19 protein-coding genes and 1 pseudogene are annotated in these 24,581 nt (G+C 73.2%); 12 read left to right on the top strand and 8 right to left on the bottom strand.

Annotated elements, in window-relative coordinates; all coding sequences use genetic code 11:
• Positions 1-109 precede the first annotated feature (109 nt).
• Together LCD31_RS11135 and LCD31_RS11130 are read right to left on the bottom strand one after the other, a co-directional pair.
• On the bottom strand, positions 110-2,740 hold the full coding sequence (locus tag LCD31_RS11135) for a DUF6493 family protein (RefSeq protein ID WP_224957800.1): 2,631 nt from the start codon (positions 2,738-2,740) through the stop codon (positions 110-112).
• Entirely contained in the window at positions 2,737-4,092 is a 1,356-nt protein-coding gene (locus tag LCD31_RS11130; RefSeq protein ID WP_224957798.1) for an SWIM zinc finger family protein, read from the bottom strand. The genes LCD31_RS11135 and LCD31_RS11130 overlap by 4 nt, the downstream gene beginning before the upstream one ends.
• A gap of 560 nt (positions 4,093-4,652) precedes the next feature.
• On the opposite strand from LCD31_RS11130, the gene LCD31_RS11125 reads away from it, so the two are divergent.
• Together LCD31_RS11125 and LCD31_RS11120 are read left to right on the top strand one after the other, a co-directional pair.
• Positions 4,653-5,165, top strand: a complete 513-nt coding sequence (locus tag LCD31_RS11125) for a DUF4190 domain-containing protein (RefSeq protein WP_224957796.1) — start codon at positions 4,653-4,655, stop codon at positions 5,163-5,165.
• Positions 5,166-5,208: 43 nt separating this feature from the next.
• Entirely contained in the window at positions 5,209-6,201 is a 993-nt protein-coding gene (locus LCD31_RS11120; RefSeq protein WP_224957794.1) for an LLM class flavin-dependent oxidoreductase, read from the top strand.
• A gap of 21 nt (positions 6,202-6,222) precedes the next feature.
• Here LCD31_RS11120 and LCD31_RS11115 read toward each other — a convergent pair whose 3' ends face one another.
• The 4 genes and pseudogenes from LCD31_RS11115 to LCD31_RS11100 form a co-directional block, all read right to left on the bottom strand.
• Positions 6,223-6,690, bottom strand: a complete 468-nt coding sequence (locus tag LCD31_RS11115; protein ID WP_224957792.1) for a flavodoxin family protein — start codon at positions 6,688-6,690, stop codon at positions 6,223-6,225.
• Between the two features lie 114 nt (positions 6,691-6,804).
• Complete coding sequence (locus LCD31_RS11110) at positions 6,805-7,638, bottom strand: sugar phosphate isomerase/epimerase (RefSeq protein WP_224957790.1); 834 nt, start codon at positions 7,636-7,638, stop codon at positions 6,805-6,807.
• 25 nt (positions 7,639-7,663) lie between these two features.
• A complete protein-coding gene (locus LCD31_RS11105; RefSeq protein ID WP_224957788.1) occupies positions 7,664-9,049 on the bottom strand; it encodes an alkaline phosphatase family protein in 1,386 nt (461 codons plus the stop codon).
• Between the two features lie 259 nt (positions 9,050-9,308).
• Positions 9,309-9,899, bottom strand: a pseudogene (locus LCD31_RS11100) (sorbosone dehydrogenase family protein); the annotation flags it as partial.
• A 437-nt stretch (positions 9,900-10,336) separates the two neighbouring features.
• Here LCD31_RS11100 and LCD31_RS11095 point away from each other — a divergent pair.
• The 5 genes from LCD31_RS11095 (at position 10,337) to LCD31_RS11075 (ending at position 14,571) form a co-directional block, all read left to right on the top strand.
• Positions 10,337-11,113 (top strand): E3 ubiquitin ligase family protein, encoded by a 777-nt coding sequence (locus tag LCD31_RS11095; RefSeq protein ID WP_224957786.1) that lies wholly within the window; start codon positions 10,337-10,339, stop codon positions 11,111-11,113.
• 287 nt (positions 11,114-11,400) lie between these two features.
• Positions 11,401-12,180 (top strand): isocitrate lyase/phosphoenolpyruvate mutase family protein, encoded by a 780-nt coding sequence (locus LCD31_RS11090; RefSeq protein WP_224957784.1) that lies wholly within the window; start codon positions 11,401-11,403, stop codon positions 12,178-12,180.
• A gap of 219 nt (positions 12,181-12,399) precedes the next feature.
• The gene (locus LCD31_RS11085) at positions 12,400-13,467 is read left to right on the top strand and encodes a beta family protein (RefSeq protein ID WP_224957782.1); all 1,068 of its coding nucleotides are present in this window, start codon (positions 12,400-12,402) and stop codon (positions 13,465-13,467) included.
• A 127-nt stretch (positions 13,468-13,594) separates the two neighbouring features.
• Complete coding sequence (locus LCD31_RS11080; protein WP_224957780.1) at positions 13,595-13,942, top strand: PadR family transcriptional regulator; 348 nt, start codon at positions 13,595-13,597, stop codon at positions 13,940-13,942.
• Positions 13,939-14,571 carry a hypothetical protein gene (locus LCD31_RS11075; protein ID WP_224957779.1) on the top strand — a complete coding sequence of 211 codons (633 nt, stop codon included), beginning with the start codon at positions 13,939-13,941 and terminating at the stop codon, positions 14,569-14,571. The genes LCD31_RS11080 and LCD31_RS11075 overlap by 4 nt, the downstream gene beginning before the upstream one ends.
• Positions 14,572-14,725: 154 nt before the next feature.
• On the opposite strand, the gene LCD31_RS11070 is transcribed toward LCD31_RS11075, so the two are convergent.
• Both LCD31_RS11070 and LCD31_RS11065 read right to left on the bottom strand, forming a co-directional pair.
• Entirely contained in the window at positions 14,726-15,559 is an 834-nt protein-coding gene (locus LCD31_RS11070) for an alpha/beta fold hydrolase (RefSeq protein WP_224957778.1), read from the bottom strand.
• A gap of 149 nt (positions 15,560-15,708) precedes the next feature.
• Complete coding sequence (locus LCD31_RS11065; protein ID WP_224957777.1) at positions 15,709-16,287, bottom strand: TetR/AcrR family transcriptional regulator; 579 nt, start codon at positions 16,285-16,287, stop codon at positions 15,709-15,711.
• A 219-nt stretch (positions 16,288-16,506) separates the two neighbouring features.
• On the opposite strand from LCD31_RS11065, the gene LCD31_RS11060 reads away from it, so the two are divergent.
• The 5 genes from LCD31_RS11060 to LCD31_RS11040 all read left to right on the top strand — a co-directional run bounded on the left by LCD31_RS11060 (position 16,507) and on the right by LCD31_RS11040 (position 24,559).
• Positions 16,507-16,959 (top strand): (2Fe-2S)-binding protein, encoded by a 453-nt coding sequence (locus LCD31_RS11060; protein ID WP_224957776.1) that lies wholly within the window; start codon positions 16,507-16,509, stop codon positions 16,957-16,959.
• Positions 16,946-17,905, top strand: a complete 960-nt coding sequence (locus LCD31_RS11055; RefSeq protein ID WP_224957775.1) for a xanthine dehydrogenase family protein subunit M — start codon at positions 16,946-16,948, stop codon at positions 17,903-17,905. Before LCD31_RS11060 ends, LCD31_RS11055 begins: the two co-directional genes overlap by 14 nt.
• Entirely contained in the window at positions 17,905-20,079 is a 2,175-nt protein-coding gene (locus LCD31_RS11050) for a xanthine dehydrogenase family protein molybdopterin-binding subunit (RefSeq protein WP_224957774.1), read from the top strand. Before LCD31_RS11055 ends, LCD31_RS11050 begins: the two co-directional genes overlap by 1 nt.
• Before the next feature lie 365 nt (positions 20,080-20,444).
• A complete protein-coding gene (locus LCD31_RS11045) occupies positions 20,445-20,825 on the top strand; it encodes a hypothetical protein (protein WP_224957773.1) in 381 nt (126 codons plus the stop codon).
• A complete protein-coding gene (locus LCD31_RS11040; RefSeq protein ID WP_224957771.1) occupies positions 20,822-24,559 on the top strand; it encodes an AAA domain-containing protein in 3,738 nt (1,245 codons plus the stop codon). Before LCD31_RS11045 ends, LCD31_RS11040 begins: the two co-directional genes overlap by 4 nt.
• Positions 24,560-24,581 lie beyond the last annotated feature (22 nt).

The following is a 24,581-nucleotide window of genomic DNA, read 5'->3' as shown; positions in this document are numbered from 1 at the left end:
CGGCCCCCCCCCGGGGGGGGGCCCCCCCCCCCCCCGCCCCCCCCGCGCGGCGGGGGGGGGGGGGCCCCCCCCCCCCCCCCCCCCCCCCCCCCCCCCCCCCCCCGCGGTGCTAGGCCAGCGCGTCCCGCAGGGCGCGGGCGCTCTGCTGGGTGGACCCCTTGCGGGCGGCGACCTCCGCGACGGCCGGGATCTCGCCCGTGGCGCCGCAGCGCGCGGCGCATTCGGTGGCGAGCGCGAGCAGGCGTGCCGAATCGCGGGGGATGTCGCCGCCGAGCAGGCCGGGCAGCGCCGCGGCGAGCACGCACCAGGTGGTGCGGTAGGCACCGGTGTCGGCCGCGGCCTGGAGCGTGGCGTGCACGTCGCTCACCTTCATCCTGCCCCCGCTCAACATCGCCCCGAGCTGCTCGCCGAGCAGCCCGGTGTCCAGCTGCCCGCGGGCGGCCAGCACCAGGAACGAGTCGAGCACGAGGTCGCGCAGGGCAGGACGGCAGCTGCCGATCTCCCCGGCCAGCAGGCGGTGCACGGCGAAGCCCGCCGGGCCGCCCGCGGCGGCGAGGTGCGGCAGGAACCGCTCGTTGCCCCACCCCCGCACGAACGCGGTGTTGATGTCGCGGGCCACGACCTCGTCGCGGTGGTGCGGCAGCTGTGCGAGCCAGAAGGGGTCCAGCCCGCAGCGCACCCGCTCCCGCTGCGCGTCGCCGACCAGGTCTGCGGCCGCGGGCGGCAGCGGCAGCTCGATCCCCGGGCCGGGGTGCGCCGGGCGGCACAACGCGTCGCGGTGCGCGGCCGGTTCCGCCCAGCCGGCGGGGGTGGAGTCCTGGTGCGGCAGGCCGCCGCCGCGCAGCCACCGCGCGAGCCGCCGCCCCGGTTCGGAGCGCAACGCCTCGGCGGTGCGCACGACCCGCTCGCCGGGGGCCGGGTCGACCCGCAGCAGCGCTTGGGCGAAGTCGTGCTCGGCCGCCACCACCCCGAGCTCCTCGAACGCCGCGATCCGCTCCACCAGCACGTCCGCGTCGAGGGCGCCCGTGGACCACGTGGGCGTGGCGAGCAGGAACGGCTGCGAGCCGGACTCGACGATGCGCAGCACCTCCAGCATCCGCGCGTCCAACATGGACTCCGGCGGGGACAGCACGGCCTCGTCCCTCCGGTACCGGTTCCAGATCGCACCGGTGAGGGCGAACTCCCGCGGCTCGTCACCGCGCAGCGTCCGCACGACGTCGAACAGGTACGGCCCCTGCCCGAAGAGCCCACGCGGTTCCTTGCGGGCGACCGGGCGCAGCGCCTCGGTGAGTCCGGCCCGGTCGAGGGCGGCGTGGCGGACCACGCCGTCGAGGGCGCGCTCGAAACCGATCGGTTCCCAGTCGTCGGCGATGGCCACCGCCACCTCCTGCGCGACTTCGACCACCGTCTCGATCGGTCCCGGTACCGGTTCCGGTCGCGGGGCGGGCGGAAGCGCCTCGACGCAGGTGCCGCCCGCTTCCTCGCTGCCGAGGACTTCCGCGGCACGCGGTGCGAGGCTCGCGTGCAGCCGCGCGGCCGAGGTGCGCAGCCGGGGCAGCACGTCGTCCCCCGCGGACCGCAGGTGCCGGGCGATCACGTGGAGCGCGCGCTCCTGCAGCACCACGTCCCGGTTGTCGAAGGCGAGCGCGGCGTCGAGCACCACGCGGTGCGCGCGGGCGGGATCGCCCTTCGCCAGCCGGTCGAGCCAGGACAGCTGGGTGCGGACCAGCTTCTTCTCCTCCCGCAGCAGGATCCGCGCGGACGCGTCGGAGACGAGCTCCGGTTCCAGCGGTTCCACCCGGTCGACCTCGACCAGCTGTTCCTGGGCGAGCGCGGCCACCGGCAACGACTTGTCCAGCAACGCGAGGTGGTCCCGGACGTACCGGACGTTGTCCGCGGGATCGGCGAGCAGCACGCGCAGGTAGTCCCGCGTCGGCTCGGTGGTCTTCCGGGTGCCGTCCTGGTGCAGGCGGGTCAGCTGGGCCTCGACGATCGCGGCGAGGTCGTCGGCCAGTTCGGCCCGCTCCTCCCGGGTGGGGGCGAGCAGCTCCCACTCCTGCGCGTGGCCGAAGGGAACCTCGCCGTCCTGCCGCACCTCCGCCACGACCCGCCGCAGCAGCGCCCGCCGCTCCAGCAGTCCGTCCTCGGCGAGCTGGACGAACGGCAGCAGCCAGGACCGCACCGGCACTCCGGGCCGTTCCAGGGCCAGGGGCAGGAACACCGGGGTGAGCGGGTCCGCGCGCAGCCGCTCGACGTCCGCCGGGTCGAAGCGGGAGCTGCCGACGTGCCGGTAGTGCCCGAAGTGGTTGAACAGCCACGCGCGGAGGAACACGTCGCGGTCCGGCATCGGCGCCCCGGTTCCGCGGGCGATGTGCTCGACGAGCCGGAAACAGCACGAGTACCCCTCGTCGGGCACGGCGTCCCGGATCCGTGCCACCAGTTCGATCCGCCAGGCGACCGGGTGCACGTCGACGGCACCGCTGAGCTGCCCGCTCCGGTCGGTTGCGGTGCCGCGGAACCTGATGAGCTGCTCCGCGGCCTCCGCCGGGCTGATCGCGCAGCCCAGCGTCGCCGCGAGCCAGGCCCACTCCTGCGCGAACGTCCACTCGTCCGACCGCGCGCGTCGCGCCGCGAACAGCCGTTCGCCGCATTCGGCGTCGCGCTCCTCGGGCGGCAGCCCGGGCAGGGCCTCGATCACCCCGTCGCAGTCGGCCGCCTCCACCAGTTCGAGCAACGTCACTTCGCGACCTCCTGGAACATGCGGGTGGCGAGCACGTGCGCGCACGGCCCCCGTCCGCCGCGGTACCTCGCCCACCACGGGCAGGTGCAGCTCAGCGCCCCCGCTCCGTCCGCTCGGACCAGCTGGGCCCGGGCGGGCGTGCCCACCTGGAAGATCTCGCGGTCGCGCCGGACCAAGCCCTCGGCGATCAGCGCCCGCGCCCGCCGCAGCCGGGGGTTGCGGGTCTCGACGGCACCCGCCGAGAACGGCAGGCAGCGGTGGAAGTACGCCTGCTCGGCGAGGTCGTAGCCGACCTGCCCGGAGGTGCCGAGCACGGTCAGCGCGGCGCGCACCCGTTCCGGCGGCAGGTCCGCCTGCCGGGCCAGTTCGGGCACGTCGATCGTCGGCTCCCACGCCAGCAGCGCGGAGATCAGGTCGGCGTCGGCCTCGGCGCTGCCCGTCGCGAGATCGTCGAGCACGCCGCCTTCGCCGGAGAACCCGCGCCCGGGTTCCGGCGAGAGCATCAGGGTGAGCCGCAGGTGCGGCAGCTCCACCTCCCAGGCCACCGCGGTGCTCTCCTCGGCCGCCGGGGAGTACGCGCGCAACGCGACGGCGTGCGGCAGCACGTGCCGCACCGCGTGCAACCGCTCCGGACCGGGCAGCGGGATCGCGCCCGGCGCCGGCCGGGTGACGGGCCGCAGCGCGCCGCCCACCGGCAGCACCCACCGCGTGCCGCGGACGCCGGCGGACGGGTTCGGCCGGGGCAGCATCCGCAGCAGGGCCGCCGCTTCCGCCGCGGGCACCTCGGCACGCAGCTCGAAACCCGCGCCGAGCACCTGGGCTTCGGCGAAACCGCGCAACCAGCGCTCGGGCAGCGGGACCCGCTTCTCCACGAACCGGCCGTCGAAGGTGCGCACCGCCAGCTCGTCCGGGCCGATCGCCAGGTGCAGCGGGTCCAGACCGCCGAGCGTGGCGAGCGCCCGCTGCAACGGCGGGTTGACGTCGACGTTCGTGGTGCCGTGCCCGATCTCGTCGCCGTCGAGCCCCGGAGCCAGCACGTCGAGGCGCGCGTACACGCCGCCGCAGCCGGAGAAGGACTCCACCCGCAACCGGTCCCCGTTCGCGGTCACCACCGGGTCCCGGGACCGCGCGGCGTCCTGCCGGACGTAGCGGGCCTGCGCCACCTCCGCGACCGCCAGCACGCCTGCCGCGGCGGCGAGCGGCGCCGTCAGGAAACCGCGGAAGAACACCGGGTTGGCGACGTCCCCGCTCGGCGTGGAACCGCCGGAGGTCTCCAGCGCGAGCGCCCGGCCGGAACCGGATCCGCGCACGGCCGACGGCCGCACGTAGGAATACGTCTGGACTGCTGTCATGCGCGAACCCTACGAAGGGTCTACGACGATTCCCCCGCGGAACGCAGAACCGTGACCGACGCCTTCGAACGAGCATCCGCGCTGCTCGAACCGCAGGTCGAACGGGTGCGCACCAGTTCGTGTGCCGACGATTCCGGCGAAAGTCGCGGTGGCGCTGAGCCGATCAGCGCAATGCGCGATCGTCCCGTTCCGACCGCCCGGCATGCGGTCCTCCCGCGAATCGGCACGATCGGGCACGGGCATTTCCCCTTCGCCCGCCGAGAACGTTCTGCCCCGGTGATCCACCCGGGCGCTGATCCGCGGGAGGAACCGGAGCGGGCGGTGCTCGCGGCGCCGGGGCGCCGGACGGCCGAGGGGGCGGGGTTTGCCCGCCCTGGTGGGCGGGGCACCCGCACGGTGAGGCCAGGCCTCGGGGGGAAGACCGCCCGAGGTGCTCGCCGGGGAGGCGGACGGGCTCCGGCCCGCACCGCGAGGAGGCACGAGCGGCGTCCGCAGCCCGCGACGGTGTCGGCGAGCCTGGTCCTCCACCGGAGATCCGCGCGGGGGAAAGAGGAACCGCCATGGCGCACTCGTACGACTCGCACGACGTGGAACGGCAGACCGACCCGCGGCAGGTGCGGCAGACCGGCACCTCGGAGGCCGAGGCGCAGCACCCCGGGGCGAGCCAGGTCGACCCGCGGCAGACCGACACCGGGCAGCAGCCCGAGCAGGGAACTTCGTGGACGACGGGCGCCCCCACCGAGATGCCCAGGGCCAAGACCAGTCCGATGGCCGTGTTCGGCCTCGTGCTCGGGTTGCTGGCCCTGCTCTGCGGGCTGACCGGAGTGCTGGCGCCGCTGGCGATCGTGTTCGGGATCGTCGGCATCGTGCTCGGCATCCTCGGGCGCAAGGACGGCATGCAGCGCGAGCGCACCGGCAAGGGCGTGGCCACCGCGGGGCTCATCATGGCCATCATCGGACTGGTCCTGGGCGTGCTGGCCGGGATCGCGTTCGTGCTGGGCGCGATGAACCCGGACCTGTTCATCCCGGCGCAGCAGCAGGTCGGTGACCTGATGACGCAGGTGCCGCGCTGATCCGCGGGGCGGGCTCCCCGGGCCACCGGGGAGAATCCCGCGGGTGGCGTGCGATCTGACGTTGTCGGTGCTGGACACCTCGCCGATCGTCGAGGGTTCTTCGGCGGCGGAGGCGCTGCACCGGACGCTGGACCTGGCCCGCCTCGCCGATCGGACCGGGTTCCACCGCTACTGGGTTCCCGAGCACCACGGGATGCGCGGCGTGGCGTGCGCGGAGCCCGCGGTGCTGGCGGGAGCCATCGCGTCCGCCACGAGCGGGCTGCGCGTCGGCGCGGGCGGAGTGCTGCTGCCGAACCATCCGCCGCTGCTGGTGGCCGAGCGGTGGGGCATGCTCGCCGCCCTGCACCCGGGCCGAATCGACCTGGGGATCGGCCGGGCGCCCGGCGGCACGCCCGCGATGGCCGCGGCGCTGCGGCGGCCCCCGGAGGCGACGACGGCACCGGCCCACGCCACCGCGCTCGGCGAACTGCTGGCCTGCTTCGAACCGGAGTCGCGGGCGGTACCCGCGCGCGGGAACCGCCCGGAGATCTGGCTGCTGGGGTCGTCCGGCACCGGGGCGCGGTTGGCCGCCGAGCACGGGTTGCCGTGCGCGCACGCCCACCACCTCGATCCGGAGGGCGTGCCGGAAGCCGCGCGGGTCTACCGGGAGTCGTTCCGGCCGTCGGCGCAGCTGGCGGAGCCCGTGACGCTGGTCAGCGTGGCGGTGATCTGCGCGGAGAGCGACGCCGAGGCCGAGCGGCTCGCCGGGTCGACGCGCTGGAAGACGCTCAGCCGCCGGCGCGGTCGGCGCATCCTGCTACCGAGCCCGGAGCGGGCCGCCGCGGAGCTGGCCGGGCTGGACCGGGCGGAGGTCGAGTCCTGCTCCCCCGGCCTCGTCGCCGGATCTCCAGGAACAGTCCGGCGGGAACTGCTCGCCATCGCGGCGCGGACCGGCAGCACCGAGCTGATGATCACCACGCCGGTGCACGACCACGCGCGGCGGCGGCGCTCCTACGAACTCCTCGCCGACGCGGTGCACCCGGCCCGGCCGCGGTGACCGAGCCGGTTCCCCGCCTCGTCAGCCCACCGCCCGCCGCATCCGCCCGGCGAACTCCCGGGCCGCGGCCAGGTCCCGCTCGTCCGGCCGCCGCCGGTGCAGGCCGCCGACGAGCCCGAACGGCCCCCAGGTATCCCACGCCCGGCAGGTGAAGGTGCCGCGCACCGCCAACCCCGCGCCGGCGAGCGACCGGGCCAGCGGCCGGGTGAACGGCAGCAGCGGGAACTCGGGGAACCCGCTGGTGGCGAACGCGAAAGCGCTCCCCCGCCCGCGCGGCAGCGCCCGCGCGAGGCCGAGCAGGTCCGCGTGCATCCGCCCGTGGAAGACACCGGAGCCGAAGCCGACCAGGTCGGCGCGGGCGAGCAAGTCCGGATCGGCCCGCTGCGGCGGGACGACCTCGGCGTCCAGCACCCCGGCCATGGCCTCGGCGATCCGGCGGGTGCCGCCGTGCGACACCGACGTGCACACGATGACGTTCTTCGACTCCATCCGGTCCCTCCTCGTTCCAAGAGGGGGACGTGGTGGCCGCGGGAAGTGTGACGGCGTGCGTCGCACCACGGCGGATCGGGCGCCGGTGCCGGGCTGCGGCACCGGCGGCCCGCGTCACCAGCGGACGGCGCGGAGGTAGTCGAAGCCGACGCCCGCGGTGCGCAGCGGATCGGTCGGCTGGTCGTGCTCGACGATGTACTCGCAGGCGGACCGGGCGTGCGCGAAGATCGCCGGGAAGTCCATCGTGCCGGTGCCCGGGTCGGCCATCTCGCCGTCGGGGGCGCGGTCCTTGACGTGCAGCTGGCGGATGCGGTCGCGTTCGGCGTCGATCAGCGCGAGCACGTCCTGGCCCGCGTGCACCGCCCAGTACAGGTCGAGTTCGAAGTGGACGAACCTGCGATCGGTGCGCTCCCGCAGGACGTCGTACGGGAGGACGCCGTCCACCGGCGCGAATTCGTGGTCGTGGTTGTGGTAGCCGAACCGCAGCCCGGCGGCGCGGCACTTCCGGCCCGCTTCGTTGAGCTCGTCGGCGAACGCGCGCCAGCCGTCGGCCGTGTCGAACACGGCGTGCGGGACGACGACCTGCCGGTTTCCCAGCGCGCGGGCGTCCTCGATCAGCGCGTCCACCCCGCCGTCGAGGTCGGCGTGCCCGGAGGTGGCGCGCAGCCCGAGGTCGTCGAGGACGGTGCGGAACTCGGCGGCGGTGCGGCCGTGCGTGCCCGCCGTCTCGACGCTGCGGTAGCCGAGCTCGGCCACCTGGCGCAGCGTGCCCGGCACGTCCTCGTCGAGCAGGGTGCGCAGCGTGTAGAGCTGGATGCTGATGGCCTCGTGCGGGATGCGGCCCCGTGGATGTCCGGCGGCCGCGGCGGCGGTGCCCGTCGCGGCGGTCGCGCCGACGGCGGCCAGCAGGGCGGTGGTGTGCAGCAGGGTTCTGCGGGTGAGCGGCATTGCTCGTCCTTTCGAAGCGTCGTTCTCAGCGGATTCCGTGCAGCTCCAGCAGCAGGTCGTGCACATCGGTGGCGGCGAGGCGCCCGGTGCGCTCGACGGCGGCCGGGACGCGCGGGTCGGAGCACAGCAGGACCGGTCCGTCCGCCGGGGAGTCCGGCAACCTGCCGTGCGAACCGCGGACAGCGCGCCCGTCCAGCGGCACGACGTTCATCGCGTAGCGCAGACCGGTCTTCTTCTTCACCAGGTTCAGCGCGGCTTTGGCGCGCACCCACCGGTCGTCGGGGTCGAGGAACAGTTCGGCCGGGTCGTAGCCGGGTTTGCGGTGGATCTCCACTCCCCCGGCGAAATCGGGTGCGCGGTCCCGGTCCAGCCAGTAGTAGTAGGTGAACCAGGAATCGGGTTCGGCGACGGCGACGAGGTCCCCGGCGCGCGGGTGGTCCAGCCCGTACCGGGCCTGCGCGGCGCGGTCGAGCACCTCGTCGACGCCGGGCAGCGCGGCGATCAGCGCGCGGACCCGGTCCACATCGGACTCGTCGCGGACGTGCAGGTGCGCGACCTGGTGGTCGGCGACGGCGAACGCGCGGGAGGCCCACGGGTCGAGGTATTCCATGCCCGCCTGGGTGTGCACGTCGAGCAGACCTTCCGCGCGCAGCGCCCGGTTGAGGTGGACCTGCCGGTGCACCGGGGTCATGCCGTACTCGCTGAGCACCACCGTCGTCGCCCCCGCCTCGCGCGCGTCGGCGAGCAGCCCGCCGAGCACTCCGTCGACCTCGGCGGCCGCGGTGCGGGCCTGCGGGCTGTGCGGGCCGTGGCGCTGCAGGTCGTAGTCGAGGTGCGGGACGTAGCACAGCAGCAGGTCCGGCCGGTGGTCGCGCAGCACGCGGCGGGCCGCGGCGGCGATCCACCGGGAGGAGGCCAGGCCCGCGGTCGGCCCCCAGTAGTGGAACAGCGGGAAGGTGCCGAGCTCGGCGGTGAGCTCGTCGTGCAGCTCGGGCGGCCGGGTGTAGCAGTCCGGGGACTTGCGGCCGTCGGCGTGGTAGATCGGCCGCGGTGTGACCGTCCGGTCGGTGCCGGCGCCCATCGCGTACCACCAGCACACGTTGGCCGCGGTGTAGCCGGGGTGGTGGCGGCGGGCGCTGTCCCACACCTTGTCGCCGAGCACGAGACCGTTGTGCTGCCGCCAGAACAGGACCTCGCCGAGCTCCCGGAAGTACCAGCCGTTGCCGACGATCCCGTGCTCGGCGGGCATCGTCCCGGTCAGGAAGGTGGATTGCGCGCTGCAGGTGACCGCGGGCAGCACGGTGCCCAGTTCGGCCTGCCACCCGTCGGCGGCGACGGACCGCAGGTTCGGCATGTGGGCGAGCAGCGCGGGCGTGAGGCCCACGACGTCGAGCAGCAGCACGGGTTTCACGAGCCCTCCCGATCGTCGATCAGCCGCTGGGTGAACGCGAGTTCCGCGGCGATGCCCGCCGCCAGGTCGGTGGGCGGCTCGGGCAGCACGGTCCAGGTGTAGGTCTCCACCTCGACGTCCGGCAGCGGAGCGGGCAGTGCGGTGAGGACGTCGCGCAGCACCCCGGTCGTGGGCCGCACCGGCCCGTCGGACCGCCAGTGCACGGGCACGTGGAAGTGCACCCGCCACGGCCCGTCCCCGCGGAGTTCGTCGAAGGCCCGCTGGTGTTGCCCGCGGTGCGCTGCGCGTCGAACGCCGGGTTGTGCTCGGGGCGTTCGTCGATCGGCGTGTAGCCGTCCGAGGAGAACAGGTTGGTGTCGTCCCCGGTGGACAGGTACAGGTTCCCGTCGGCGTCGAAGTCGATCTCGCCACCGGCGTGGCAGCAGGTGCCGCGGTTCGCCGCGACACGCAGGATCTCCTGCCCGGCGTCGAGGTCGAGCGCGCCGTCGTCGGTGAGCGGGAACCGGGACAGCGAGTTGTAGCCGTCGAACGGCGCGAAGTCCGCCGCGGTGCCCTCCTCGGGGGCGTCGCCCTCCGGGGTGTCCAGCGGGGGCGCGTAGTACAGGTACACCCACCGGTTCTCGGCGAAGCCGGGGTCCACGGCGACGCCCTGCAACCCGTCCTCGTCGTGGTCGTAGACCGGCAGGTGCGCGGCCAGCGTGGTGGTGGCGTCCGGCGTGGTGAGGAGGACATCGCCGTCGCGGGAGGTGTGCAGCACGCGGCGGTCGGGCAGCACCGCCAGCGCCATCGGCTCGCCCAGCTTGGTCTCACCGCGGGCCAGCGTGATCTGGTCGAACGCGGTGTCCGGTGGTGGCGCTGCGGTCGCGGGCGGGAGGGTCAGGGCGGTCGCGGTCACGACCGCGAAGGTCGCGCAGGTGACCGATCCGGGTAATCGCACCAGGAGGCTCCTCATCTTCGCGGTCCCGTCGGCGGTGCCGGGACGGGTCGGGTGGTCCGCCCGGCGGCGGTGCGGAAGCCGCCGGGCGGCGGGCGAGACGGGTCGCGCCTCGACGACGCCCCGGACCCGACGCCTGACGTCCCAGCACCGCCCCATCGGCGCTTCGCCGGCTGTGCACAGCCGAACACGTGTGGTGAGCGGGTGAACCGGGCGCCGCACCGGTGCCGGACCGCCGAAGGGGATCGTCGAGAATCCGATCTCGCAGCAGAACTTCCGATCCGCACCCGCCGGTGCGGTGCGGCGAATACGATCTCCGACCGCAGGGTGGGAGCGAAGGACGGGAACGGGACATGTGGCTGGTGGGATTGGTCGTGGTGGCCCTGGCGGTCGCCGGGTTCTTCTGGATGCGCCGCACCCGCAGCGAGCTCCACGCGATGATCGGCACCGAGACCTCCACGATCGACGAGCTGGAGGAGCTGCGCCGCATCTCCGACGAGCTCGGCGCGCGGGGCGGGTTCCGCAGGACCGCCGAGGTCGTCGGCGCCGCCCACCCCCGCCCCGAAGGCCTGCTCACCGCCGCGCTCAGCGAAGCGCCCTGCGTCTGGTACCGCTACCAGGTGGAACGGATCTACGAGCAGGTCGAGCAGCGCGACGGCCGGACCAGGCGGGTCCGCAAGACCGAAACGGTCTCCGAGCACACCTCGGAGGAGGGCTACGCGCTGATCGACGAGCAGGGCCGGACCATCGGGATCGCCCCGGCGGGGACGAAGCCCGAGGGCGTCGAGCAGTCGGTCGAGCGGTTCGAACCGCACAACGGAGGCGGTGGCGGATTCGGGTTCCAGCTGGGCGGGTTCAGCTTCGGGAATCGGAGCTCCACGATCGGCATGCGCTACAAGGAATGGCTGATCCGCCCGGGCACCCGGCTCTACGCGCTCGGCGAGGTGCACGACGCCATCGGCCCGCTGGTCCTCGGGAAGCCGCAGGAGAAGGGGCACTTCATCATCGCCGCGAAGACCGAGCAGCAGCTGCGGGAGGAGCGCACGAAGCGCCACCGGCTGCTCGCCATCGGGGTGCCCGTCGCGTTCGTCGCGGGCGCCGCCCTCACGATCTTCGGCCTGGTCCGCTGATCCGCACAGGTCGCGGCGCCGGCGGCTGCGCACCGCAGAGCAGGGCATACTGCTGTCGTCGAACCTGCTCGGTGAGTTCTTCGGCTGTTTCCTGTCAGCGGCGAAGCCGATGAGCAGCGACCACCCGATCAACCGGACCACCCGCGGGTCCTCAGCGGTTCCCTCGCGAGGACAGCGATTTCTCCTGTGGCGGAGCCACCGGTGACATCGATCCCGCAGCGGGGGAACCGCTGAGGTTCTGCCACCCGAGTGCTACGCAACACGAGTTCGGAAGGCAGGCAGTTCACATGACATCGACCGTTGAGAAGGCCGCACGGCTGCAAGAACTGCACGCGGCACCCGAACTGCTGCTCGTCGTCAACGCGTGGGACGCGATCACCGCGAAGGTGGTGGCCGAGACCCCGGGCACGAAGGCGCTGGCCACCCCGAGCCACGGCATCGCGGCCTCCCGCGGCTACCCCGACGGGGAGCGGATCCCGCGCGACGAGATGATCGCCGAGGTCGGACTGATCGTGCGCGTCGCCGGGGACCTGCCGGTGACCGCGGACCTGGAGGCCGGCTACGGCGACCCGGGCGGCACCATCGCCCGCGCCATCGACGTCGGCGCCGTCGGCGCGAACCTCGAAGACCAGATGAAACCGCTGGACGAGGCGGTGCGGGCCGTGGAGGCCGCGGTGTCCGCCGCGCGCTCGGCCGGGGTGGACTTCGTGCTCAACGCGCGCACCGACGCGTTCCTCAAGGCGGGCGACCGGGACCCGGAGGCGGTGCTCGACGAGGCGATCACCCGGGGCCGGGCCTACCTGGACGCGGGCGCGTCGAACTTCTTCGCGCCCGGCAAGCTCACCGAGGACCAGATCTCCCGGCTCGTCGCGGAACTGGGCGAGCGGAAGGTGAACATCATCGGCGTGCCCGGCTCGGTGCCGCTGGAGACCGCGCAGCGGCTCGGGGTGTCCCGGGTGTCCTACGGGCCGTGGAGCCAGAACGTGGCGCTCACCGCACTCGCCGAGCTGGCCGAGGATGTCTACGCCGGCGGCGGCCTCCCCGAGGGGACCCGCAAGCTCAACTGACGCCTCGGGTGCGCGGCCCTTTCCCGTGTCCGCGCGGTCGGCACCCGCACCGCCTGCCAGCCCGGAGCGTGCCAGGCCGCCGGGTGCGCGGTGATGCCGGGCTGAGCGCACCGCTCCGCCGCACCGCCGGACGTCACGCTCGCGGCGGATGCTCCGCGGTGCTCGAGCTGCCTACGCTGGCGGTGCTGTAGGGCTTCGCGGTCGGCGGCGGGAGGGCCGGTGTCCACTTCCGGGGGGTTCGGAGCGCTGGTCGTGCTCCGCGCGAAGCAGGGCGAGTTCGCCGCGCTCCACGCCGTGGACGAGCGGGCGCACGTCGAGCGCGTGCAGCCGCTGCTCGAATTCATCCCGAACGGATCGACACCGGCGGGTCAGCTGGACGGGGCGGAGGCGGTGGCGCGGCGGCTGCACGGGCTCGGCCGCACGATCATGGTCGACGCCGCCGAAGTGACCGGCGCACCCGGGTTCGGTGCAGGCCCGGTGGGCGCACTCGGGGAACTGGCCGACCGGCTGGCGCACCCGGTGGACCTCTTCGACGAGCAGGTGCCGGTTCCCTTCATCCCGGTCGTCCGCGGCACCGCGACCGCCGCCGAGCTCCCCGCGCTCGGACGCCTCTGCCAGGAGCTCGGGGCGGGCGGGGCGCTGCGGATCGGGACGGCCGCGGCGGATCAGGACGTGGTCGAGCGGCTGCTCGACCGGCTGCGGGTCGTCCCCGCCGACCTCGATCTCATCGTCGATCTCGGTTATCTGCCGGAGCTGCCCGCGCGGGTCGTCGATCGGGCCGCCGCCGCGGTCGGTGCCGCGACCGGGTGCGGGCCGTTCCGATCGGTCAGCGTGCTGAGCGGTTCCATCCCCCGGTCGCTCGACCGCACCTCGCTCTGGGAGCAGCCGCGCGTCGAGGAGCGGCTGTGGCGCTCGATGGTCGAGGACGGGCGCACCGACCTCCGGCTCGGTGACTACGGCATCGCGCACCCGGTGATCGGCGAGGGGTATCGCAGCAAGCACGTCGCCCTCCGGTACTCCTGCCCGGACCACTGGCTGTACTCGCGCGAGCGGGAACCGGTCGCGGACGGCGCGGTGGAGGCGGAGAGCGGGCGGGCGCGCACCGTCCGGTCGGTGTGCCGGAACCTCGTCGAGTCCGACGGGTACGCGGGGCCCGAATTCTCCTGGGGCGACCGGGAAATTCTCGACGCGGCGGAGGGCCGGGGCAGCGGGCTCGGCGCGACGAGCAAGCCGCCCGCGCTCGCCACATCGCACCACCTCGCCTACCTCGCCGCCCACGCCGCGTAGCGGGAGCCCGGGGGTCCGCACGGGACTGACGTGTCCGATGTGGACTCCATCGGACACCGCCGCACCACCGCGCCCGAACCGGGGGGCGGCTTTGCGCGCAGCCGATCTTGCCGGTACCTTGCGTGGCATGGTTCTAGACGAGAGCGGCGTGCTCACCCACTTGCGCCGCGGAGTGCTGGAGTACTGCATCCTCGCGATGGTCGACGTCGAACCGCTGTACGGCCTGGAGATCGCGCGCAGGCTCGGCGAGCACGACATCCTGCTGCAGAGCGAGGGAACGCTGTACCCGCTGCTCGCACGCCTCCGGCGACAGGGACTCGTGGAGACCAGCCAGGTGAAGTCCACCTCCGGCCCGCCGCGCCGCTACTACGCGCTCACCGCGGAGGGCAGGACGGCGCTGGCCACCTTCCGCAGCACCTGGTCCACCTTCCGCAACGCCGTCGATTCCGCCATGACAGGAGAACAACGATCGTGACCAAGACCCACGCCCGCGTGCACAGCTACCTGGAAGAGCTCAACGACCTGTTGCGCGACGCACCCGCTTCCGTCCGCCGCGACGTGATCGCCGGCGTGCACGAGCACTTCGACGCCAGCGTCGGCCCGGACGCGGACGCGGCCACCGTCGACGACGCCATCGAGCGGATGGGCACCCCCGAGCAGGTCGCCGCGGAGGCGGGCGTCGAGCCCGGCCGCACGCAATCCGCCCGGCAGGGTTCCGTGCTCGCCGCAGCGCTGGCCTGCCTCGCCCTGGCAGGCGCCTGCTCGCTCACCTACCTCATCGGCGGCCTCATGGCGCTGTCCGCGGGCTTCGACGCCGACCCCGACTGGGAGATCAACGGCGCCACCGCGGCCGCCGCCATCGTGCTCTCGTTCGCGGCCTGGCTCTGCGGCACGGTGCTCGTGGCCGTGAACCGCTCCTGGTCGCGGCGGCAAAAGGCGCTGCTGATCGCCTCCTGGCCCGCGGCCCTGGTCCTCTCCGAGCTCTGCAACCTGCCCACCGGGCCGCTGTTCGCGGTCAACGTGATCAGCTTCGTCGTGCAGGGCGTCATCGGGGTCCTCGTCGTCGTCGCCCTCGCCAAGCTCTGGTTCGCGACACGGAGCTGACGGGAATGCCTGCCGCCCCGCGGGGGGGCCCCCCCCCCCCCCCGCGGGGGGCGCGGCCCCCCCCCCCCCCGGGGGGGCCCCCCCTGTGTGCTCTGGGCCGGCCCCCCCGCCGCCCCCCCCCCCCCCCCCCCCCCCCCCGGTTCCGCTGCCGACCTCAGCCGCGGAGGAAGCCCAGCAGCGCTTCGTTGAACCGCTCGGGGTGGGAGGCGTTGATGGCGTGCGGACCGTTCTCGACCACCACGAGTTCGCTGTTCGCGAGCGCCTCGGCGGAACGCCGCCCGCTGACCTCGAACGGCACGATGGCGTCCGAGTCGCCGTGGATCACGAGGGTCGGCACGGTGATCTCGGCGAGGTCGCCGCGGAAGTCGGTGCGGCCGAACGCGGCGATGCAGTCCAGGGTGCCCTTCGGGGACGCGAAGGACGCGATCGTCTGCGCGTGGGCGCGCTGCTGCTCGCTGACCAGCAGCCGCCCGTTCGCGGAGAAGAAGTCGGTGGTGAAGCCCTCCAGGAAGGCGATCCGGTCGGTGCGGACCCCGTCCTCGAACCGGGCGATCGTCGCGTCGTCCAGGCCACCGTCCGGGTTCTCAGCGGTCCGGTGCAGGTACGGCGGCACCGCGGCCGCGAGCACGGCCTTGTCGACCCGGCCGGAGCCGCGGGCGCCGAGGTAGCGGACCACTTCTCCCCCGCCCATGGAGAACCCGACGAGCGTCGCCCCGCGCACGTCGAGGTGGTCCAGCAAGGCGTGCAGGTCGGCCGCCAGGGTGTCGTAGTCGTACCCGCCCCACGGCTGGGAGGACCGGCCGAAACCGCGGCGGTCGTAGGTGATCACGCGGTACCCCGCGTCGATGAGCACCGGGACCTGCGGCTCCCAGGAACGTCCGCTGAGCGGCCAGCCGTGGATCAGCACGACGGGCGGGCCGGAGCCGTGGTCCTCGTAGTGCAGCTCGATCGGGCTGCCGTTCTCGGTCCCGACGGTGACGGCGGGCATGGGCTCCTCCGGTGCGGTCGATGCCGGTTGCGCGCCATCCGCATGCCCTCTCGGCCGCCGCACCAAACCTCCGGCCGAGCCGGTGCGCCGCGCGCGGAGCGCCCGCGCGACCGGTTCCGACCGCCCCGAAGCTCGGCGCGAGTCCTGGATCAGCGCCCGCAGCAGCGGGACATTCCGCGCCACAGCAGGTCGATGAGGGCTTCGGTCTGGGCCCGCCAGGGGCCGCGCTGGTCGAGGAAGAGGAGGCCGCCGAGGCCGCGCAGCACGACCTCGGGGTCGAGGCCTGCGCGGACGGTCCCGGCTTCGACGTTGGCGGCGAGCAGCGTGGCCACCGAGCCGACCAGTGCTTCGTGCGCGGTCTTGGGCAGCTCGCCGCGGGCGGCGGTGGCGGCGCTGAGCGCGTTCGCGAGGCCGCGCTTGGTCATCATGTAGTGCGCCAGGTGGTCGGTGGTCCACACCCGGAACGCCTGCTCCGGCGGGTGGTTCTCCAGCAGGCTGGGCACCACCTCGACCAGGTGCCGCACCTCCCGCTGGTAGACGGCGAGGATGAGGTCCTCCGGTGCCGGGAAGTGGCGGTAGACGGTGCCGACACCGACTCCGGCGTGCTTGGCGATCGCGTTGAACGACACCTCGCCGCAGCTCGTCAGCGATTCGGCGGCGGCCGCGAGGATCAGCTCGTGGTTGCGCCGCGTGTCGGCGCGCCGGTGGTTCACCGCTCCCGTGCTCATCGTTCCCTCCCCTTCCGCTCCGCCCCCGAGAGCCTCCTGACCTGCGTGAAAAGACCGCGCCTACGCATGTTTGCCGACCGGATACTAATCCGCTAGCCTCGATGAGGACAGCGGATTTTTATCCGGTTCCCGGCGCGGCGTCGTGCGCGACGTGGCCACCACCCCACCACATCATGCCGCCCGGCTCCGGGGCGCGGTTCCAGCGGAGAAAGAGTTCCTTTGCACATCTCACTCGAAGTCAACGGCAGCCAGGAGCAGCTCGACGCCGAACCCGGCGTGACGCTGCTGGACGCGCTGCGCGAACGGCTCGACATCACCGGCCCCAAGAAAGGTTGCGACCGCGGCCAGTGCGGTGCGTGCACCGTGCACGTCGACGGCCGCCCCGTGCTCTCCTGCCTCACCCTCGCGGCCGCGGTGCGAGCACCGGTGACCACTGTGGAGGGTCTGGCCGAAGGCGAGGAGCTGACCCCGCTGCAGCAGGCGTTCGTCGACCAGGACGCCATGCAGTGCGGGTTCTGCACCTCCGGGCAGATCATGTCGGCCCAGGCGGCCATCGACCAGGACGTCACCGACGTCCGCGAGTTCATGTCCGGCAACCTGTGCCGCTGCTCGGCCTACCCGAACATCATCGCCGCGATCGACCAAGCTAAGGGCACCGATGCGACAGTTTGAGCTCACCACCCCCGCCTCCGTCGAAGCGGCCACCGCGGAACCTGCCACCTTCCTGGCGGGCGGCACGACGCTGGTCGACCTGATGAAGCTGGACGTGCTGACCCCGCAGCGGGTGCTGGACATCAACGAGCTGCCGCTGCGCGGCCTCGACGCCGCCGACGGGCTGCGGATCGGCGCGCTGGAGCGGATGAGCGACGTCGCGGCGCACCCGGGCGTCTACCCGATGATCTCGCGGGCGCTGCTGCTCAGCGCCTCCCAGCAGCTGCGGAACATGGCCAGCATCGGCGGGAATCTGCTGCAGCGGACCCGCTGCACCTACTTCCGCGACGTCGCGATGCCCTGCAACAAGCGCGAACCCGGCAGCGGCTGCCCCGCGCTGGACGGGGCGAACCGGATGCACGCCGTGCTCGGCACCAGCGACTCCTGCCTGGCCACCCACGCCAGCGACGTGGCGGTCGCGTTCACCGCGCTCGACGCCGAGGTGCGGCTGCTGAGCTCCGAGGGCGCGCGCACCGTGCCGCTCGCCGAGTTCTACCGGCTGCCCGGCGACACCCCCGACGCCGAGAACGACCTGCGGCCGGGCGAGCTGATCACCGAGGTGGTGGTCCCGCGCCTGGACTGGGCCGCGAACTCCACCTACGTCAAGGTGCGCGACCGGCAGTCCTACGAGTTCGCGCTGTGCTCGGCGGCCGTCGCCCTGGACGTGCGGGACGGCCGGATCGCCGACGCCCGGGTCGCCGTCGGCGGCGTGGCCACCGTGCCGTGGCGGCTGCACACCGTCGAAGAGGCGCTGCGCGGCGCACCCGCCACCGAGGAGTCCTTCGAGCACGCCGCCGGAGCGGCGGGCGAGGGCGCCCGGACGCGGGGCGCGAACGGCTTCAAACCGGCCCTGCTGAAGCGGACCGTGATCCGCGCGCTGCTCGAACTGACCGAGGGGAACCGCTGATGCCCAGCCGACTCGACGGGCCGGTCAAGGCCACCGGCCGGGCCAAGTACGGGGTGGACCACAACCTGCCCGGCATGGCCTACGGATACCTGGTGCTCAGCACCGTCGCGCACGGCGAGATCGCGTCGATGGACCTCACCGCGGCCCGCGCCGCCGCCGGGGTGCTCGCCGCGTATTCGCCGTTCGACCCGCTGGAGCTGGGCACCCCGACGCTGCCCGCGTTCGGCGACACCTGGGTTCCGCTGCAGGACAAGGAGGTCGCCTACTACGGGCAGCCGATCGGGTTCGTGGTCGCCGAGACCTTCGAGCAGGCGCGCGACGCCGCGCTGCTCGTCGAGGTCGAGTACCACGAGCGGCCCGCGCTGACCTCGCTGGCGGACGGGCTCGCCACCGCCGAGGACGCGCCGACCTCCGGCCACGGCGGCGGGCCGTCCCTGGACATCCTCGCCGACGGCGTCGAGTCCATCGAGGACGCACTCGCCGCCAGCACCGTGGTGGTGTCCGAGACCTACTCGACCGCGGCGCAGAACCACGCACCGATGGAACCGCATTCGGCCGTGGCGTACTGGGATTCGACCGGACTGACCATCCACAGTGGAACCCAGGCGTCGGACATGCAGGCCGCGGAGCTGTCGATGGCGCTCGGGGTCGAGATCTCCCGCGTGCACGCGGTGAACCCGTACGTCGGGGGCGCGTTCGGCGGCAAGGGCCGCACCTCGGCGCCCGCGTTCCTCGCGGCGGCCGCGTCCCGCGACCTCGGCAGGCCGGTGAAGGCGTCGCTGACCCGCGAGCAGGTGTTCACCGCCACCGCGGGCCGCGCCGCCACCGTGCAGGAGGTCTCGCTCGGCGCCGACGCGGACGGGACGCTCGTCGCGGTGCGGCACGACTCGTGGTGCAGCACCGGCGCGGACCGCTCCTTCGTGGAACCGACCTCGCACGGCACCTCCCGCGAGTGGTACGCCACGCCGAACCTGTCGCTGCGACAGAAGATGGTGCCGCTGAACCTGCCGCCCACCACGTTCATGCGCGCCCCCGGCGAAGCACCCGGGTCGTTCGCGCTGGAGAGCGCGATGGACGAGCTCGCGGTGGCGCTGCGGATGGACCCGATCGAGCTGCGGCTGCGGAACAACTCGATCGCGCCGCCCGGCAAGGACCTGCAGTGGTCGGCGAAGTACCTCGACGACTGCTTCCGGATCGGCGCGCAGCGGTTCGGCTGGGACCAGCGCACCCCGAACGGGCGCACCGACGGCGACTGGCTGGTCGGGCTCGGCACCGCCACCGCCATGTTCCCGGCGCTGCGCTTCCCCGCCTCGGTGCGGGTCACGCTCGGCGCGGACGGCAGGGCGGAGGTCGCCACCAGCGGCGCCGACCCGGGCACCGGGCTGCTGACGGTGCTCTCACTGGTGGGTGCGGAGACGCTGGACATCGCGCCGGAGCGGGTGACGCCGAAGCTGGGCGACTCCTCGCTCCCGGCGGGCGGCATGTCCGGCGGTTCCACGGCGACCGCCAGCGCGGGTTCCTCGGTGATGCTCGCGGCCTCCACGGTGCTCGACTCGCTGCTGGAACTGGCCGCCGCACCGGGCGCGCCGTTCGAGGGCGCCGAGGTCACCTACGCGGACGGGCAGGTGTTCGCCGACGGGCGGAGCATGCCGTTCGGCGAGCTGCTGCGGGCGGTGGGCCGCGACTCCCTGTCGGCGACCGGCTCCACCGCGCCCGGGGAGGAGCTGACCAAGCACTCGTTCAGCTCCTTCGGCGCCCAGTTCTGCGAGGTCCGGGTGCACCGCTGGACCCGGGAGGCGCGGGTGTCCCGGTTGCTCGGGGTGTTCGACGCGGGCCGGATCGTCAACGAGAAGGCGGCCCGCAGCCAGCTCAGCGGCGGCATGATCTGGGGCGTCTCGGCGGCGCTGCACGAGGCGATGGAGGTCGAGCCGAACGGCCGCATCGCCAACGGCGACTTCGCCGGGTACCTGCTGCCGGTGCACGCGGACATCCCCGACATCGACGTGCAGTTCATCGAGCACCCGGACACGCTGCACAACCCGGTGGGGGCGAAGGGCGTCGGCGAGATCGGCACCGTCGGCCTGGCCGCCGCGATCGCCAACGCGATCTACAACGCCACCGGCACCCGCGTCCGCCACATCCCCATCACCATCGAGGACCTCCTCGACGACTGAAGCCCCCCCGGGGGGGGGGGGCCCGCCGCCCCCCCCCCCCCGCCCCCGGCGGCGCCGCGGCGGGGGCGGCCGGCGCCCCCCCCCCCCCCCCCCCCCGGCGGCCCCCCCCCCCCCCCCCCCCCCCCCGGGGGCGCGCCCCCCCCCCCGCCCCCCCGGGGGAGCTCGGCATTCGGGTGACGGTGCGCTGATCGCCTCCATCGCAGATCAGGCGGGCGCCATGCCGTTCTTCCTCGTGGCCGGCCCGCTCCGCCGCGACCCGCGCCGTACTCCGTCCGGGCGTAACTCGATCAACCTGTTCTGCGGAAGCGCCTGATCGTTCTACCCTCCCGAGCGATCTTGCTTCGCCGGACGATCGGGGAGATCACATGGCACAGGGCACGCCGTACCGGATCGAGGTCCTCGCGGGTGGAGACCCGTTGCGGACCGAGCGGTGGACCCGGTCGTTGCGGGACGACCTGGCCGAACTGGACGGGTTGTCGGTCGGGTTCGCCGAAACCGCCCCCGGCTCCCCCGGCAGCAAGGGTGGCGCGTTCACCGATCTCGTCCTGGCGGTGACCGCGCTCGTCGCCTCGAAGCAGGCAGCACCCGTGCTCATCGCGGCGATCACCGAGTGGTGCCGCCGAGAACGCCGTCGCGTCGTCCGCATCACCAAGGGCGACGCCACGCTTGAGATCACCGGCAAACCGGGTGCCGCTCAACAAGAGCTCGTGCGCGAATTCCTCCGCACGTTCGGAGACGAGGGGTGACGGGCCGAACGCTGCGCCGACACGCGCTCCTCATCCACACCGAGAACTACCAGGACGGGCACTTCGAGGCCCTGCCATCGACCCGCGCGGACGTCTGGCAGCTCAAGCAGGTGCTCGAACACCGCAGCATCGGCGGATTCGCCTCCGTGCGGATCGCGAGCGATCGCACCGCCGACGACATGCGCGTCGAGATCGCCGAATTCCTCGACGAACGCGAGCAGGACGAACTCGCCTTCCTCTACTTCTCCGGGCACGGGGTGCGGGCGCTGGAGACCACCGGTGAATTCCACTTCATCGCGTCCGACACGCTGCACGACCGGCTCGCCACCACGGGGGTGCCCGCCGGATTCGTCAACGGGGAATTGGAGCGGTGCTGGGCGGCGCACAAGGTCGCGATGCTGGACTCCTGCCGCAGCGGCGGATTCGCACTCGGATTCCGCACCGCCGACCCGGCGCGAGGCGCGGCGAAATCCGGGCAGGACGCACCGCTGAACAGCCGCGGCGTCTACGTGCTCAGCTCCTCGGGAGCCGCGGAGGAGTCGTTCTCCGGTGAGGACACGCCGGATGGCCCTGCACCCTCGGTCTTCACCGGCGCGGTGGTGGAAGCCCTGCGCACCGGCAAGGTCGCCAAGGATGGTTCCGGGACCGTATCGGTCGACGAGTTATTCGAGCACGTCAGCGAACGACTCCGCGGGAAGCGCGGCCAGGTCCCCACGAAGTCCTCGTTCGGGGTCACCGACCGGATCGTCATCGCTTCCTCCCCCGTGGGCGAACCCCCCGTGCTCAAACCGGCACGCCAAGCCGCAGCGGCGGAATCGCCGACGGGCACCGCTCATCCCGTCGGGAGAACGGCGAAGGGAGATCCCGGCTGGCAGGAGTTGATCGACTACTACCGGTCCTGCGTGCTGGATGACAAGGTGGAGACGCCGTACCTGGCGGTGTCCGAACACGGCCGCGATTACGCGTGCCTGCCCGGATCTGAACGCATCTTGTCCGGCGACCTGGACGAGGACGGCACCACCGAGGTCCCCGAATCGGCGGGCCCCTTCCTCGCGGCGGCCGGGCCGAACGACGAGCTGTGGGCCGGATACCCGGCCGTCATGCTCCACCGCGCGCGGCAACGGCCTGTCTGGGATTCGCCCAGATTCGCGCCGTTGCTGATGCGCCGGGTCGAACTCGTCGGCGGAGGCGACGGTGAGCGGCCTCGGCTCCGCCCGTACGGACCGGTGACCCCGCATCCTGGCTTGGCGGTTGATCAGCTCGGCGAGACGGAGGCGGCCGAGCTGATCGCGACGTACCAACCGACCTGGCACGCCGGCCAGCAGGACCGGATGGCCACCGATGCCCGCAACCTCCTGGCGACGGAGTTCGGCTTGGATTGCGTGCAGGAGCTCAAACCGGCTTTCCTCGAGGAGTCCATCGACGCGAAGTCGCCCGGCGACGGAGCCCGCAACGCAGCGGTGCTCATCCGCGTCTCCCGCTCCGATGACGGCGGCAACAGCCTGGTCAAAGACCTCGACCACATCGCCGCGCACGCCGACCGGATCCGGGACACCGCACTGGCCGCGCTGCTGCCCGAGCGTCGCGCGGAACCCACCACGGCGTCCGGACATCCGGTCACGCCGCTCGCGGCGAACGAGGCGCAGCTCGCTGTGCTGCGGTCGGCGAGTTCGCACCGGCTCACCGTGGCCACCGGACCGCCCGGCACCGGCAAGAGCCAGCTCGTCGCGAACGCGGTCGCGACCGCGGTCGCCCACCAGCAGTCCGTGCTGGTCGTGTCCACCAACAACGAAGCCGTGAACGAGATCTGGCGGCGCTGCGACGAGCTGCTGCCGGACAGCGTGGTCCGCACCGGGTCGAGCACCGGCGAGCAGGATTACCTGCAGCACGAGATCGACGCGCTGCAGCGGCTGACGAAACACCAGCGGCCGGAGTGGAACCTCGCCACCGCTCTCGCGGAGCACCGCCGGTCGGTCGACGACCGTGCAGGCGTGCAGCGAGAACTCGCGCGCAAGGCGCGACTGGAGGCGCGGATGCTCACCGCGGGGCGCGAGCGGAGCCGGCACGCGCGATCCCTCGGCCACACGATCGCGGGACTCGCTGCGCGACTCGGTTCCCGATCGGCGCGGTGGGAGGCCAGGGCCCGCAAGGTCGCTGCCGCACGACTCTTCGGAGCCTGGCGACGCGCTCGTCTGCTGCGGGCGCTCGACGTCCAGGTCGATTCGGAGCCGGCGAAGGCGTGCCTCGATGTCGCCGGCTTCGCCGCGGCTCAGACCATGTGGTCCCGCCACCGCGATGCAGTGCTCGGCATGCCCTCCGACGAATCGCTCGCCGCGTCGGCGGAAGCGGCGGAAACCGCACTGCGAGCCGCTTCCCGACGAGTCTGGCAGGTCGCCGCAGACACCGCGGTCAACGCGGGGAAAGCGGATCTCCGGGCCACGGTCCAAGATCTGTCGACGAAATCGCGCACCTGGTCGGCTCGGCTGACCGCGCTCCGGCACGTTCGGGCCTGGGCGACGACGAGCCTGTCCATCCGGCGATTCCCCCCTCGCCCGGGCATGTTCGACCTCGTGATCATCGATGAGGCCAGCCAGTGCTCCATCCCGCAGGTCCTGCCGCTGCTGTTCCGGGCGAAGCGCGCGCTGATCATCGGTGACGTCATGCAGCTCGAACACATCACCACTATCGAAGCGAGACGCGAAGCGCTCATCCGGCGCCGCACCGGCGTCACCGCGGGCTTCCTCGAACAGCGGCGGCTCGCCTACCAGCGCCACTCCGCGTTCCACGCGGCCGAGCGCGCCAACAGCGGCAGTCTCCTCCTGGACGAGCACTACCGGTGCCACCCCGACATCGCGGCGGTGTCCAACGAACTCTTCTACGGCGGCGCACTCACCGTGCTCACCGATGTCAGGGGACGTCCCGACGCAGGTCGAGCTGCAGTGAATTGGGCGGATGCACCTGGCCGGTCGGAACGTCCTCGCTCGGGCGATTCGTGGGTCAACCGCGCCGAAGTCGCCACGGTGCGCAACTGCGTCGCCTACCTCCTCGAAAGGCTCCCGGCGCACGCCACGATAGGCGTGGCCACGCCGTTCAAAGCCCAGAAGGACCTGCTCGCCGACGAACTGCGCGCCGAGGAACGCGTCCGCGTCGGAACGGTGCACACCTTCCAAGGCGGCGAGCGCGACGTCATCGTCCTGTCCCTGGTCGCCGCTCCGGAAATGCGCCGTGGCGCGGTCAACTGGGTGAACCGGCAGCTGAACCTGTGGAACGTCGCGATCACGCGAGCTCGCTCGCACCTCATCGTCGTCGGCGGCAGGGAATTCTGGCGGGGGCGAGGAATCGGTGGCGATCTGGTCCGCGCCGCCGAGCTCACCGATGCCGCCCGCACCGGACGGGACGGATCGCCCACGGACACCGCCCAGCGCCTGTACGAACTGATCTCCGATGCCCCGGACGTGCGGATCGAGCTGGGCGGCAGGGTGAACGGCTACGCGGTCGACGCCATCGTGCGGCGCGACGACGGACGGGAGCACCCGGTGCTGATCGACAGCGGTGGCACGGCGGACTCCGATGCCGGGCACCACCTGCACCGGATGATCCGCCGCTGTTCATTGCTCGACCCGGTCGATGCCGAGCCCGACGCCGTCCGCCTGCCCGAGTGGACGCTGTACGACGCCGGGACCGCGCTCGCCGGATTCGGCATCGCCGAGGCCGGAACGCCACCCGAGCGGTGAGTCCGGCCTCGGCCCTGCCGGA

Origin of the sequence: Saccharopolyspora sp. 6M (assembly GCF_020176775.1) — a bacterium.
GTDB classification, from domain to species: domain Bacteria; phylum Actinomycetota; class Actinomycetes; order Mycobacteriales; family Pseudonocardiaceae; genus Saccharopolyspora_C; species Saccharopolyspora_C gregorii.
The sequence above is the reverse complement of the archived record's forward strand: the minus strand, read 5'-3'. Positions and strand labels throughout refer to the sequence as shown.

Coding starts and splice junctions, on each gene's coding strand:
- LCD31_RS11080 (WP_224957780.1), top strand. CDS start 13,595: ATGGTTCTAGACGAGAGCGGCGTGCTCACCCACTTGCGCCGCGGAGTG.
- LCD31_RS11070 (WP_224957778.1), bottom strand. CDS start 15,559: ATGCCCGCCGTCACCGTCGGGACCGAGAACGGCAGCCCGATCGAGCTG.
- LCD31_RS11095 (WP_224957786.1), top strand. CDS start 10,337: ATGTGGCTGGTGGGATTGGTCGTGGTGGCCCTGGCGGTCGCCGGGTTC.
- LCD31_RS11065 (WP_224957777.1), bottom strand. CDS start 16,287: ATGAGCACGGGAGCGGTGAACCACCGGCGCGCCGACACGCGGCGCAAC.
- LCD31_RS11050 (WP_224957774.1), top strand. CDS start 17,905: ATGCCCAGCCGACTCGACGGGCCGGTCAAGGCCACCGGCCGGGCCAAG.
- LCD31_RS11115 (WP_224957792.1), bottom strand. CDS start 6,690: ATGGAGTCGAAGAACGTCATCGTGTGCACGTCGGTGTCGCACGGCGGC.
- LCD31_RS11125 (WP_224957796.1), top strand. CDS start 4,653: ATGGCGCACTCGTACGACTCGCACGACGTGGAACGGCAGACCGACCCG.
- LCD31_RS11110 (WP_224957790.1), bottom strand. CDS start 7,638: ATGCCGCTCACCCGCAGAACCCTGCTGCACACCACCGCCCTGCTGGCC.
- LCD31_RS11090 (WP_224957784.1), top strand. CDS start 11,401: ATGACATCGACCGTTGAGAAGGCCGCACGGCTGCAAGAACTGCACGCG.
- LCD31_RS11130 (WP_224957798.1), bottom strand. CDS start 4,092: ATGACAGCAGTCCAGACGTATTCCTACGTGCGGCCGTCGGCCGTGCGC.
- LCD31_RS11055 (WP_224957775.1), top strand. CDS start 16,946: ATGCGACAGTTTGAGCTCACCACCCCCGCCTCCGTCGAAGCGGCCACC.
- LCD31_RS11045 (WP_224957773.1), top strand. CDS start 20,445: ATGGCACAGGGCACGCCGTACCGGATCGAGGTCCTCGCGGGTGGAGAC.